8 protein-coding genes are annotated in these 13944 nt (G+C 57.3%); 2 read left to right on the forward strand and 6 right to left on the reverse strand.

Features of this window, described 5'->3' with window-relative positions:
* Positions 1-258: 258 nt before the first annotated feature.
* From tnpA to nirD, 4 genes are all read right to left on the reverse strand, one after another.
* Positions 259-705 (reverse strand): IS200/IS605 family transposase, encoded by a 447-nt coding sequence (tnpA, locus tag CEE69_RS26285; RefSeq protein WP_099263560.1) that lies wholly within the window; start codon positions 703-705, stop codon positions 259-261.
* A gap of 278 nt (positions 706-983) precedes the next feature.
* The gene (locus tag CEE69_RS26295) at positions 984-3755 is read right to left on the reverse strand and encodes a UvrD-helicase domain-containing protein (RefSeq protein ID WP_099263562.1); all 2772 of its coding nucleotides are present in this window, start codon (positions 3753-3755) and stop codon (positions 984-986) included.
* Positions 3752-6664 carry a PD-(D/E)XK nuclease family protein gene (locus CEE69_RS26300; protein WP_099263563.1) on the reverse strand — a complete coding sequence of 971 codons (2913 nt, stop codon included), beginning with the start codon at positions 6662-6664 and terminating at the stop codon, positions 3752-3754. The genes CEE69_RS26295 and CEE69_RS26300 overlap by 4 nt, the downstream gene beginning before the upstream one ends.
* Positions 6665-6735: 71 nt before the next feature.
* Positions 6736-7056, reverse strand: a complete 321-nt coding sequence (nirD, locus tag CEE69_RS26305) for a nitrite reductase small subunit NirD (RefSeq protein ID WP_008654473.1) — start codon at positions 7054-7056, stop codon at positions 6736-6738.
* 179 nt (positions 7057-7235) lie between these two features.
* Between nirD and CEE69_RS26310 the strand changes: the two genes are divergently transcribed.
* Together CEE69_RS26310 and CEE69_RS26315 are read left to right on the forward strand one after the other, a co-directional pair.
* The gene (locus CEE69_RS26310; RefSeq protein ID WP_099263564.1) at positions 7236-9074 is read left to right on the forward strand and encodes a TIGR03960 family B12-binding radical SAM protein; all 1839 of its coding nucleotides are present in this window, start codon (positions 7236-7238) and stop codon (positions 9072-9074) included.
* Between the two features lie 176 nt (positions 9075-9250).
* Entirely contained in the window at positions 9251-9874 is a 624-nt protein-coding gene (locus CEE69_RS26315; RefSeq protein ID WP_099263565.1) for a metallophosphoesterase family protein, read from the forward strand.
* 182 nt (positions 9875-10056) lie between these two features.
* On the opposite strand, the gene CEE69_RS26320 is transcribed toward CEE69_RS26315, so the two are convergent.
* Positions 10057-11514 (reverse strand): DUF1501 domain-containing protein, encoded by a 1458-nt coding sequence (locus CEE69_RS26320; RefSeq protein ID WP_099263566.1) that lies wholly within the window; start codon positions 11512-11514, stop codon positions 10057-10059.
* Complete coding sequence (locus CEE69_RS26325; protein WP_233215662.1) at positions 11504-13924, reverse strand: PSD1 and planctomycete cytochrome C domain-containing protein; 2421 nt, start codon at positions 13922-13924, stop codon at positions 11504-11506. Before CEE69_RS26325 ends, CEE69_RS26320 begins: the two co-directional genes overlap by 11 nt.
* Positions 13925-13944 lie beyond the last annotated feature (20 nt).

Raw genomic sequence — 13944 nt, forward strand, 5'->3', positions numbered from 1 at the left:
ATCTGGCGAGGTTATCGAGAACTCACCCTACTACTTGACGGAATGCGTCTGGCGGAGCAAACCAGATCGAAAAGTTGTGGGTAAAGACAAGGGCTGACACCCCGAGCTAAGGAAGTCGGCCCCGTCCGGGGCGGATTTGTGGATGACTCCGGAGGAGTCCGCGTCAGTAGCTCGGGGTGTCAGCCCCGAGAATCGTTGGCCACCCATAGGACCATCGCCCCGGACGGGGCCGTCGTGGGATGGGCGACACGTTTCCGTTCATTCGAACACGTAACGAGGATCGAACTGGATGCCGTGTTTGCGCAACAGCGCCGTGAACTCTTCCTTGAAGGTCAAATTCTTGTGATGTTCCTTTTGATTCGAAATGTATGTCTTGACAGATTCAACGGAGGATTCGCTGACAGAGAACGCTCCGTACTTCGTCTGCCACTGAAAGGTTTTCCGTTTCGGGAAATGTTCGTGCACCCAAACGCTTGAGTTGGATTTCAGGTCACGCACACAATCGGAAATCGATTGCGCTGGATGCATGCTGACCAACAAATGGATGTGGTCTTCGACCCCGCCGGCGGCCAAGAGGGAATGTTTGCGTTTGCGAAGAATGCCACCGATGTAGGCGTAGATGTCTTCTTGGAATGCTTCGGCGATCGATGGTTTTCGATCCTTGGTGCTCCAGATCAAATGGACACGCAAATTGGTGTACGCCATCGGAAATCACCTCGGGTGAATGTGTTGGAAAGAGCATTCAAGTGTAGCGATACGCCGGCCCCGTCCGGGGCGTTTTGAACATCTCGCCTGTATTCACGTTTCTCGGGGCTTCCACCCCGAGCTAAGAAAGTCGGCCCCGTCCGGGGCGATTTCGTGGATGGCTCCGGAGGAGTCCGCGTCAGTAGCTCGGTGCGGCAGCCCCGAGAATCGTTGGCGGCCCATAAGACCATCGCCCCGGATGGGGCCGTCGTTGATTCGCTTGATGCGACTCTGGTCGATCACGCGAATGACAACCGGCGGCTTGGCACGTCTTCCTTTTCGGTTGATGGGGCCATCGGTTCAATCTTCGAATCGCCAAACCAATTCGCGTCGCCGCTTTCGAACAACACTTCGCCTTCGGAGGTTGGGTCGGCTTCGCACTTCCATGCGTGATACAGCAGCGAGGCGGCGGTTTTGTTGTTGAAGTCCTTCTTTCCGGCGGGCGGAATCACCAAGTACAAACCTTGCCGAGCTCGTGTCATGGCGACGTAGAGCAAGCACATCGCTTCGGTCAAACGGGAAGCAACGGAGCCGCCAAACACGGCTTGCCAGCGTTTGGGAAGGAAGTGCCATTGGGCCTCGCCGACGGAACGACTGAGCCCGCGTGCGGGTTGGCCAATCTCGGGGATGTCGGCCAAGCATTGTGGTGATTGTCCCAGCAACGCTTTGTGGATCTCGGGCAAGAAGACAGCGTCAAATTCCAACCCTTTGGATTGGTGAACCGTCATCACTCGAACGACCGCCGCCCGCGGACGCTGGACACGCTTTTCGTGAACCAGTTCGACGAAGTCACGCAGGCGACTGTCCGCTGTGTGTTGGTAGAGCGTTGCCAATTCGATCAGTTGTTCCAAACGCACGTTCTCACGACTGTCGCAGTGAGGCATCAACGCTTTCGCGAGAAACAGGATCGTTTTGGCGAGACCCTGGTCCTCGATTCGAGATCGAAGCTGATCGGCGGCTTCGCCTTTGCCATCGCTGTCCGACAGCGGCAAGACAAACTGGAGCGGGCTGCTCGCCACATGCAAACGCCAACGACCGTCGCCGGGATGTTCGCACATCATCAGCGCGGACAGAATCCAACGCACGGCGACGGAATCGACCAGCGGGTTTCCGCCCTCGGCACTGACGTCGACATCGAGGTGTTCCAGTCGATTGATCAGTGCACCGACGGTGCTGTTGGTGCGAGTCAGCACGCCGATTGTCAGGTGCGGTGATTGGTGGTGCAGCTCGGCAATTTGTTTGGCAACGTCGTCCAGCAATCCCTTTTGGATCTCAGCCGCGGACGGTTTGCTCTTCGTCTTGGCGTCGGAGTCTGCGGGTGGTTGCAGGTTCAATTCCGCGGTTCGAAACTGAACGTAGCCCGGCAATTTTCTCGCAGCGGTGTGCTTGGGAAAACGCTTGGCGAATCGCTTGAGGGCCTTGGCTTCGTAAGTCGCCTTGTCGGCGGGGTTGGGCGGATCCGTTCCCTCGGCCATTGGGTGACGAGGCAAATGTTGAAACGCGTCCGTGACCGCGTCGAGCACCACGCTACTGCTGCGATAACTTTCGTCTTGCTGCTTGGAAATGATGCCTGGGATTTGTTTGTCGACAGCATCAAAGATCTCGGCCACGCCTCCGCGCCAACCGTAGATGGCTTGCTTGGTATCGCCAACACAGAAGAACGATTTCGAACGTTTGGGATCCAAGACATTGGACGACGAGTCGGTCGATTCACCGGTGACCGATTGAGCCAGTAATCGAAGGACTTGCCACTGCACCGGCGAGGTGTCTTGGAATTCATCGAGTAGCAAGTGATCGATGGAAGCATCGAGTCGGTCTTGCAGCGTGTGGTTGTCGAGCTGCGTGAACACACCGGCCAAGCGAACTGCGATGTCATCAAACGCGAGTGCTCGTTGGGCTTGTTTGACCAACTGAATCAACGTGTCGTAGTGGTCGACCAACATGCCGGTGGCGTGGTTCTGAGCCCGCAGCAAAGACAGCGATTCATGCCGAGCAACTTCGTAGATCAAGTCGAACTCGGGATCCAAACCCGGCGGGAACTTGCTGCGTCCAAATTTGACTTCTTCACCATGCAAACGTGCTTTGGCGATGTTCTTGGTCAGCGTGGCTTCCACCAGCGGACCAAATTCGCGAATTTCGAGGCTTTCGGCTGCGGATTCGAGGGCTTTGACGAGCGACTTTTGCGGGACCTCGGCCGATCGAAGCATGCCTGCCGTGCGTGTGATGTCGGCGGACTCAGGCAGTTCAGGAACTTTCAATTGGTCCCAGCGTTCCACGTCGGCTTGGCGCGCCAGGTTGTACGTGTTCTCAACCACATCGATCAATTCGCGAGCGATGTTGCGTTTGACATCGCCGCGGCTGAGCATGGAGATCAGCGTCTCGGTCTCCGCCGGTTGCAGGGATTCGATCAGGTTCCCAATCGCGACTTGTCGCAACCAGATTTCTTCGACCTCGTCGGTCAAACGCCAACCGGGCGGAAGGTCCAATTCGAACGGCAGTGCTCGGGCAAGCTGCGAGAACAGACTGTCCAGCGTGCAAATGCGCAGCCGGTGAATGTTTCTCAGCAAGCGATGAAACAGTTGCCCGCAGACGTGACGCGGCAAGCCTTCGATGCCGACTTGTTGTCGCAATTCCGCGATCGCTTTTTCGCTCGGATCGATCGCGGCTTTGCCGAGCGTGATCAAGACTCGCTCGAGAATCTCCCCGGCGGCTTTGCGAGTGAATGTGGTCGCGAGGATGGTTTCTGGTGGCGCACCGGTCAGCAGAATCTTCAGCAACCGAGCGGTCAGTTGGTAGGTCTTGCCCGTGCCCGCGGAGGCTCGGACCAAGGTTGGCTCGAACGCTTCCTGGAGCGTCGCCGGGGAATCAACGACAAAGTCCAATTCATCGGGAAGCGATTCGTCCTCGGGAAGGCGATCGTCATCATGAAGCATTTCGGCTTCTGAAGGACTGGCGTCCTCGTCGAAGAACGGGTTGTCGTCAAACAATGGGTGTTCGGATGGGTTGCTCATTCGAAGGCCTCCGTGTCGTCGTCCATGGGAATGAACACGCTCTCATTCATCAGCATTTCATAGTCGTCAAACTCGACGCCGTCGGGATTGGGCTCGAAGTGACACGCACGAATTTCGCGAACGCAGTGGTGGATCAATTCGTCTGCGGCGGCAAATTGTGCAGGGGTGAATTCGGCCAGGTTGATTTGCGTCTCCGTGTCTTTTTCGGCCACGTTGAAGTACCCCAGTTCAACATCCACCGGCTCGGCATCGATCCCGAGATCGGGAATGAAACGACGGTACAGCGGCAATTGCAAATCCACCCACTGAGTCGATCCATCGGGCAGTTTTTTGAGGTGTTTCTTTTCCGGTTTGTGACCGTGTGTTTTGTAGTCGAGAATCGCCCAACGCCCGGTTTCTGGGTGAAAGTCGATGCGGTCAAAACGCCCACGCAGGCCCGTGAACTGGCCGTCCAGTTCGATGCCCGTTGGCTTCTTGGGTTTGCCGGTGATGGGGTGGATCTTTTTCTCATCGACGGCGTCTTCCACCGCGTGAATTTGCCAGCCCGCAGAGGCACGTTCGGCTTGTCGAAGGGCGACCGTTTTCAGACGTCGTTGGGCTTGGCGAACTTGCAACTTCACCGTCGTGGAGGTGTTGTCGCCAAAGTGTTTTGCCGCGAATTTGTGCAGCTCTTCAATCAGGGCTTCTTCGATGCGTTTGGGATCGGTTTCGTTCTTGTAGTCGCTTCTTCCGAACTCTTCGAGTGCACCGTGGACAAGGTCGCCAAACTGGTTGGCCGCCAACTCCAACGGCGAATCATCCAGCGGTCGCAGCCTCAAAACATGGCGCAGGTAAAACCGGTAAGGACAAGCGAGGTAGGCAGAGAATGCGGTGACACTGAGCGTGTCGATTGTCCGGCCGGGTTCCGGTGGCGGGGGAGCGAAGAAGGCTTGGGAATCAACGCGGACCGCAGGAGGTGGCTGGATCGGTTCGATCTCGATCTTGGGTCGCGGAACCGTCAGCAAATCACAAACCCGCTTGGCGGCTTCTTCCGGCGTCGCCGCGGCGAGCAAACGCGACGGCGGTGTGGGTGATCCGTCGGCGGAGTGTGAACCGACGAGAAAACGCACCGTTTCGCGAGACGTCAGCAATTGCTGCATCGCATGCACGTCGCGAGCGTAGCGGCGATCGTTGGCGGATTGATGCAGTGTCGATCGCAGCGACTGCGGCAAGAACGGGTCGCCTGATTGGGCTTCGGGAACGAAGGGATGATTCAATCCGCAAACCACGAGGGCTGGTGAATCATCGAGAGCAAGGTCCAACCATCCCAGCAATTCAATTTCAGTCGGCGAGGGATCGTCGACCCAACGCACTTCGCTCATGCGTGACGCGAGCATCTCAACGGCGACGGAACCTTCGACCGGCTCATCGAGCGACGGACTGAGGTCGGCGAATCGGTGCAGCAATCGGAAGACGGCACGCAGGGCTTGCTGGGTTCTGGAAATTGAAGCGTTAGGCTCCGTTTCTTCCGACTCTTCGGCGGCATCGGGATCCACCGGCAGAAGCGACTGAGCGTTTTCGCCATGCAACTCGAGCAAGATTGCTTGAAGCGTTTCGCTCCATTGCCGAATCGGCTGTGGTTCGGTGTTTTCAATCAGCGGCGACAACCAGTGATCCAAAACGTCGCGAATTTGGTTGGCGGTTTTGGTTTGCTGGACTTCCTCAGGAAGGGGCTCGTCGACTGACTGGGGAAAGGCGGACGAGAGAAGTTGATCGAGCTCTCGCAACCACATTTCCGATTCGGGATGGTCAGGGCAACGCTCACTGACATACCGAGTCACGTCGGCGTGACGGACGAGTGCCGCCAGCGAACGCCAAGTCCGTCGTTGCAGATAGGTGACAATCAAGTGCATCAATCGTCCGACGGCGGTTTGACCGACGCGGTGTCCCAAATGGCGATGCGTCGCGACGCCCAACAAGTCACAGCGGTTCTCAATCGGTTCGACTTGCGATTCGTCGGTGACGCCGATCGTGATTTGGTCGATGCGGTATTTCTGGCCCAGTTCCGACAGCGTTTCCATCACCGCAGCGGTCTGATCCGAGATGTCCCCGGTGGGAATCAGTTGGCCGTCTTGCAAAGGCAAGCAATGAGATTGCCAGCGTCCGGCGTTCAAGTTTCCAAACGAATCGAATCGTTTCGCGTGGGTGTCGGGAGCTGCCACCAAAGCCGTGATCGCAGCCGAGTTCTTGGACGATTCGACTTGGCCCAACATCGAGACCAGCAGTTTGGAAATGTCGGTGGTCCCGATCAGCACCAGCGGCCGAGTCGCGCGGCAAGCGTTGTTGCGAATCGCGTCAAGTTGGGCTTCGTTGGGATCGGCTTTTCCCGCCGCGGCGAGTTCCGCCAAGTAAGCCTTCATCAAGTCGACGAAGAATTGCCAACGACGACGCTCGCCGGCTGAGTCGCACATTGCCAAGACGTCGGCGTAGGTCAGGCCTTCGGCCGCGATGGAATTGTGCAGCCGCCGCATCGTGCCACCCAGTTCCAACCAAGCGTCGGCGGCATCGGGTGCCGGTGGGGTGGAAATCAGCACGCTCAAGTCATCTTGGTTGGCGGCCGCGAGGACTCGCGCCCAGGCCAACGTCTGTTCGAAGTCCAATGCCGCCGCGTCGGATTCGTACAACCTGGAGGGCAGGTCGCCGACCGTTAGCATTCGCGGGAGATCCACGGTTCGCTTCGCCGCGATGGCCTCGGCTTGCAGAAGCTCCTTCATTCGGTCGATCGCGCGGCGGGAGGGGAACACCAAATCCAAGTGCGACAAATCCCAGTCGCCTTTGGTTCTGGTTTTCGGCCCGTTGGTTTCTTTCAGCCACTGCAGGCTTGAGACCAGCAGCGGTTGGTTCCATCCCAGAAAGATTGTTTGCGTCATTCGGTTTGAATTGTGGATTCGCGGTGGGGGCGAGCAGAGAACGCAGGCGTCAAATGCGGGGAAACGCGTTGCTATTCCACGTCCGGCTTTTCTCGCACCCAAACTTCGTCGTTTTCGACTTTGACATCGAAGCAGTCGACCTTGGTTCGCGGGTTGTCTTCCCAGGTGCCGTCTTTGATGCAGAATCGCCAAGCGTGCCAGGGGCAAGTCACCGAGTGGTCTTCGACGTGACCTTCGGCCAAGGACGCACCCATGTGAGGGCACAAATCGTCAATCGCGTACCATTCGTCGCCTTTGCGAAAAACCGCGACCATTCGGCCGTCGACGGGCACCGCTTTGCCCACGTTGTCCTCGAAATCGGAAACCTTGCCGACGCTTTCGTATTCGCTCATTTTTTCGTTCTCTGTTTGATTTGGACTGCGTTCTCGCCGCTCAGCGTTCTGATCCTCCGTTTTATCCCACGCCAGCCGATTCCCCAATGAGGCTGAGGATGACTCCGGCGGCCGGATTCGCTTTAATGGACACCCGGTTGTCGCTTGACCACTCGATCCGTCTTTGGTGCCAGTATTTTATGATTCATCACGAACTCCGACGAAAACTCGAATCTCGCGTTTTGCCTCACGTGCAAACGCCGGCTCAGTATGTTGGCGGGGAACGCAACATCATCGTCAAAGACCATCGGAAACTACGCGGGAAAATCGCGGTTGGATTCCCCGATGCGTACACGATCGGGATGAGCCATCACGGGCTGCAAGTCCTGTATTCGATGATCAATCGGCGAGACGATTGGTGTGCTGAGCGAGTCTTCATGCCTTGGCCGGACATGGAAGCGAAACTGCGTGAGCACAACCTGCCGCTCTACACGCTGGAAACGTTCACGCCTCTGAACGAGTTTGACGTCATTGGATTGTCGCTGCAGTACGAAATCAGCTCGCCGAACGTGTTGACGATGGTCGACCTCGGCGGGATACCGCTCGACGCCGTTGACCGGACGATGGCGGATCCGTTGTTGGTTGCGGGAGGACCATGTTGTCAAAACCCGGAGCCAATGGCCGACGTCTTCGATGTGATGGTGACCGGCGACGGCGAACCGGCGCTGCCAGAGGTTTGCGAGTTGTGGCTCAGCCTTCGTGAAGAGGCCCGCTTGCCCGACGGAACATTCGTGACCGGTGAAGAAGGCCGGAAGCAACGCGAAGACGCCTTGGCTCGCGTGGCTCAGCAATTGCCGTTTGCTTATGTGCCTCGGTTCTACGAGCCACAGTATTCCGACAACAACCGAATCGGATCGATCATTCGAACTCGCGATGACGTGCCGGAGACAATCGCACCCAGCGTGATCAGTGACTTGGATGGCATGCCGTTGCCGACCGAGCCCATTGTGCCGTACGTCAACTGCGTGCACGACCGAATCGCGATCGAGATCATGCGAGGCTGCCCGCACCTGTGCCGGTTCTGCCAAAGCACAGTGATCAAACGACCGCTGCGAATTCGCGAGGTCGACACGATCGTCAACGCGGCGTTGGAAAGCTATCGCAGCACGGGCTTCAACGAGATCAGCATTCTGTCGCTCTCCAGCAGTGACTACCCGCACTTTGCCGAGCTGGTGAAACGGTTGCATGAAGTCTTCGTGCCGCTGGACGTGAACATCAGCGTGCCGAGTTTGCGAGTCAACGACCAGTTGCGAACGCTGCCAGAATTGTTGGGTAGCACACGGCGTAAATCGCTGACGTTGGCACCCGAAGTGGCTCGCGATGACATGCGGCAACAGATCCGCAAAAAGATCAAGAACAGCGATTTGATCGAGGGATGCCGGTCGGCTTTCCAAAACGGTTTCGAAAGCGTGAAGCTGTACTTCATGTGCGGTTTGCCTGGCGAGCGGCCAGTCGATTTGGACGGCATCGTGGACTTGGCCGAAACGATTTCGACGGTCGGCAAAGAGGTCAACGGCCGCTACGCGCGAGTCACGGCCAGTGTTTCGAACTTCGTTCCGAAATCGCACACGCCGTATCAATGGAACGGGATGCAGTCTCGCGAATATTTCAAGTGGGCCCACGACTACCTGTGGAAACGTCGCAAGATTCGCAGCGTGAACATCAAGTGCCACGACATTGAAACCAGCTTGCTGGAAGGCGTGATCAGCCGAGGTGACCGCCGGACTGGAAAAGCCATTCGGCTGGCCTGGGAACGCGGGGCTCGCATGGATGGTTGGACCGAACACCTCGACGCAGAACGTTGGTGGCAAGCGATCGAGGACGCTGGTATCGACGTCGATCAACAGGTGCATCAGAAGTACGAGATGATGGACAAGCTCCCTTGGGATCACGTCAACGTGAAGTTTGGACGCACGTACCTCGAAAAAGAACAAAGCCGTGCGACCATCCAATTGACCGACATGGCCAACGCGACTTAGCAATTGGAACCGTTCATCGATTGCACCGTGTCGCGGCAAGTCATAACCCGCAGCGTCAGCAAGGCACTCGCTTCAGCGGTGAGGCCAACGTGCTTGTTTGGGATGTCCTTGCTAACGCTGCGGGTTGTGATTTTGCTTTGTCTCTTTCTTCCAATCTTTCCCAACAAGACTAGCGCATGAGCATTCGAGTTCTTTGTTTCAGTGACCTGCATCGTGACCAAGAAGCTGCGAAGCGATTGGTGGGACTCGCCGACCAAGCGGACTTGGTTCTCGGTGCAGGCGACTTCGCCAATCGGCACGAAGGTTTGGCTGACACGCTGGATGTTCTGCAATCGATCACCAAGCCCACTGTGCTGGTTCCCGGCAACGGTGAGACAGTGGAAGAGTTGCGAGATGCGACTGTGGAATGGCAGGCCGCGATTGTCTTGCACGGAGAAGGATGCGAGATCGAACTTCACGGAAGCTCCGTCCCGGTTTGGGGCGTTGGCGGCGGGATCCCGGTGACTCCGTTTGGCGATTGGAGTTATGACTTCGACGAAGAGCAGGCGACCGAAATGCTGGCGGGATGTCCTGAGGGAGCGATCCTGATCACGCACTCACCCGCGTTGGACACGGTCGATCACGACAGCGCCGGCAAGATTCGCGGCAGTCAAAGCATTCGCGAAACGATCCTGGCGAAGAAGCCCCGGTTCGCGGTTTGCGGGCACATCCATAGCGATTGGGAACGCCAAGTGACATTGGGCTCAACACCGGTTTTGAATGCCGGGCCGCGTGGCGTTTTTGTGGATGTCCCAGAGTAGAACGTTTGTCTCAAACGTTTGCGTGGGCGGGTGGTGTTGCCGAGACACGCTGCGCGAACGTGTTTCAGCTTGGCTTGGAGATGACGTTGCCAGGCGATCCAGAGTTGCCTGACGGAACAGTTGGGGGCAACTGTTCTGCTCTTTTGGCTCAACGCCATCCTTCCCCGAGTAGCGAATTTTTTCTAGGTCGGTTTCACGATCTTCGTGTACGCGCGGCCTTCGTTTTGGTCGATGCGTTCGGGGCGGCCCTTGTGCAAGTAAATCAGCTTTCGATGATCGATGCCCATCAAGTGCAAGATCGTGGAGTGGATGTCGTGCACATGCAAGCGATCTTCCACGGCGTGCAGGCCGAGATTGTCGGTGGTGCCGTAGGCTTGGCCGCCTTGCACGCCGCCGCCGGCCATCCACATCGAAAAACCAGTCGGGTTGTGGTCGCGGCCGTCACCTTTTTCGCTCATCGGCGTCCGTCCAAATTCGCCGCCCCAAACGATCAACGTTTGGTCGAGCAGTCCGCGTTGCTTGAGGTCTTGGATCAATCCCGCGACGGGCAAGTCCATTCCTCGGCACATGCGTGTGTGATTGGATTCAATTTTGGAGTGAGCGTCCCACTTGCTGCCCGCACCGTGATAGCACTGTACGAACCGGACACCACGTTCGACCAAGCGACGAGCCATCAAAAGTTGCCGCCCGTAGTCGGCGGTTTCCTTTTGGTCGAGCCCGTACAGGGATCTGGTTTGCTCGGTCTCTTGGGACAAATCGACTGCATCGGGAGCGTGCGATTGCATTTGGTAGGCGAGTTCGAAGCTGCGAATCCGCGCCTCCAATTCGCTGTTGTCGGAACGTTCGGCAGCGTGGGCCTGATTCAGATCACTCAAGAAGTCGAGTGCCGCTCGTTGTTGCGAACCCGCGACATGTTTGGGGCGGTCCAGGTTGGTGAACGGTGACCCGGTGCGCTGCATCGTGGTGCCCTGATAGATCGCGGGCATGAAGCCTGCACCCCAGTTGCGGGCCCCGTTGATGACTCGGCCTTTGCCTTCTTGCATGACAACGAACGCGGGCAGGTTTTCGTTCTCGGTGCCCATGCCATAGGTCACCCAACTGCCCAGCGAAGGACGCCCAGCGAATTGGCTGCCCGTGTTCATTTGGCAGATGCCGCCGGAGTGATTGATGCCGTTGGTCCAGCAAGAACGAATGACGGCCAACTCGTCCGCCATCTTCGCGGTGTGCGGCAACCAATCCGAAATCCAAAGTCCGCCTTCGCCGTGTTGGGCCCACTTTCGCTGGGTCGGCATGATCGGTGAATCGAATTCACCCATGGCAGTCAGCACGCGACCGAAGCTCTCTGGGATTGGCTTGCCCGCCAACTTGTCGAGATCAGGTTTCGGATCAAACGTGTCCAGGTGGCTAGGGCCGCCATCCATGAACAGAAAGATCACGCTTTTAGCTTTGGCTGGATGATGAACCAGCTTCGATGCCAGCGGCGAGGGAGCCTCCGACGATGGGCCTGCCGATGCGGTGTCTTGCAGCAGGCCTGCCAATGCCAGTGAACCAAAGCCGCCACCACATTGCAGCAGCATTTCTCTGCGCGACGAAAGTCGTGGTGAGAAGCCGTTGGTTGAGGCGGATGTTTCAATCGACATAAATCATCTCGCTGGAACAAAGGTAGGCGTGCAGGAGAGCGGTCTTCGCTTCTTGATCGTTCGCATCATCAGATTCGGATGGATAGGCTGAGATGAAGCCGGCGGCTCGTTCACGGTCCCACTCATTCGCGGGACGGTGGAACAATCGAGGGTGGATTTCGTTGACCATTTCGTCGATCGATTCGCCAGCGAATTCTTCGGCCAAGCGTTTGGCTCGGTCGTGCAGCCAGCTGTTGTTCATTAGCAACAACGCTTGCGGAGAAGTCGTCGTTCGGTGGCGTTTGCCTTGGCTGCGGACTCGGTCGGGGAAGTCGAACGCAGCGAGCAACGGATCGAGTTTGTTTCGTTTGATTTTCTTGTAGATGGCTCGCTTGTCCGTCGCCATTTCTCCGCTGGCGACCAACATCGCATCGTGAATTTCTTCGCCCGACAATCGCCTTGGATTCATTCGCCACAGCCAAACGTTTTGTGGATCGATTTCCGAAATATGGTCGTCCATCGGGCGCGTCGATGATTGTCGGTAGGTGGCGGACATCAGGATCCGTCGATGCAGCTTTTTGAGGCTCCAACCGTCTTCGATGAACCGAGTCGCCAACCAATCGAGCAAGTCGGGATGCGACGGTGGCGTGCCGAGCCGACCGAAGTCGCTGGCCGTTTCCGTCAATCCGCGACCAAAGTGTTGCTGCCAGACTCGGTTCACGATCACGCGAGCAGTCAGTGGGTTGGCGGGATCGGTGATCCATTTGGCCAGCGTCGATCGACGGCCGGTTGATTGCAGGACCTCGGGTATCTCCATGATTTGAGCTGGTTCCGGATCCAGAATCGTTGGGTATCCCGGATCGATCGGCGATGTGTCTTGATCGGGGATGAGCGTTGGAGGTGAATTTGGGCCTACGTCGCCGGCGACGAATGGGAGCTTGGGAAGCGGCTTGGGTTTCAGGTGATTGAACTGAGCGAGTTGCTTGCGCAGATACTTGCGTTCCGTTTCCGCTTCGCCGTCCAGGTACTCGGGCAGTTTGTCCGGATGAAGGTCGAATTGGTTGGAGGCCAGCGACGCGATTTGATGTTCGTATTCGGATCGGTCGCATTGCCGGCAAGCAATCATGGATTGGATTTCTTGCGTGAACTTGTCGACGCCTTCACGGGTCGCGTGAGCGAGCAAGGCCGGGGTTTCAATTTCGTGGAGTCGGTCGCGGATCGATTCGGTAGCCGATTCCCACTTGGCAAGTTGCTCTTGATACTTCGTGCGAGCGTCAATGTCAGCGACGGGGAAGTCTTCGCGAGGCAGCAGCGGAGTGAAGAACGCCTTCAGAGCAAAGAAGTCACGTTGCAACAAAGGATCGAATTTGTGGTCGTGACATCGAGCACACTTCAGACCTTGAGCCAAGAAAACATCGGCGGTGGTCTCTGTGATGTCGCTGATGATTTCTTGCCATTGACCTTCGACGTCACGCTGGTTCCATTCGTAGATCCAATGCCGCAGATACATCGTTCCGATCAAAGCATCGCGATTGCCGGGATCGATTTCGTCGCCGGCGAGCTGCTCGCAAACAAAACGATCGTACGGTTTGTCGTCGTTGAACGATCGGATGACGTAGTCACGAAAGAGGTGCGCGTGCGGCCTCGCGTGGTCGGCGTTGTAACCATCCGAGTCCGCATAGCGAACCAAGTCCAACCAATAGCGAGCTTGATGTTCACCATAGGCGGGGCTGCTAAGCAGTTCGTCGAGTTGTGCCTCGTACCAGTCGTCCGGTGTGGCGGCGTCGTGTTGGTTGCTGGTTGGAGGCGGACAAGTTGGTGGCAGCCCGGTCAGTGCGAAATGCAAGCGTCGGGTTAACTGCGAAGGGAAGGCTTCATCCGCGGGACGCAAGTTCTTTTGCTTCAAACGATCGAGAACAAATCGGTCGATCTCATTTCGGCACCAGTTGTCATCATCAACGTCGGGGACGGCTGGATCAGCGATCGGTTGGTAACACCACCAGTCTCGGTCATCCTCGGTGATGATCGGCATCGGGGTGAGAACAAGATCTTCCGGCCATGGTGCTCCGGCGGTGATCCAGCTGGCAAAGCCGTCGACGACTGGAGCATCCAATTGGCCAGCGGGAGGCATTTCAAACGACTCAAACCGCAACGCTTCCAGAATCAAACTGTCGTCCGCGTTGCCAGGAACGATCGCGGGGCCGGAGTCACCGCCTTCCAGTAGCGCGCCCAGCGATGTCAGTTTCAGGCCGCCCTCTTGTTCGGTTTCGCCGTGGCATTGGATGCAGTGTTTGATCAGCGTCGGACGAACGTGGATTTCGAACAGATCGCGAGACGCAGGTGACGAAGCGTTTGCGACTGCCGTTCCCAGAACGATCCCTGCACATCCGAATAGGAATGAAAGCCGATGCAGGAGAGAGGTGGGGATCACTTGCGTTTGCCTCGATGTGT

Source organism: Rhodopirellula bahusiensis (assembly GCF_002727185.1).
In the GTDB taxonomy this organism is placed as follows: domain Bacteria; phylum Planctomycetota; class Planctomycetia; order Pirellulales; family Pirellulaceae; genus Rhodopirellula; species Rhodopirellula bahusiensis.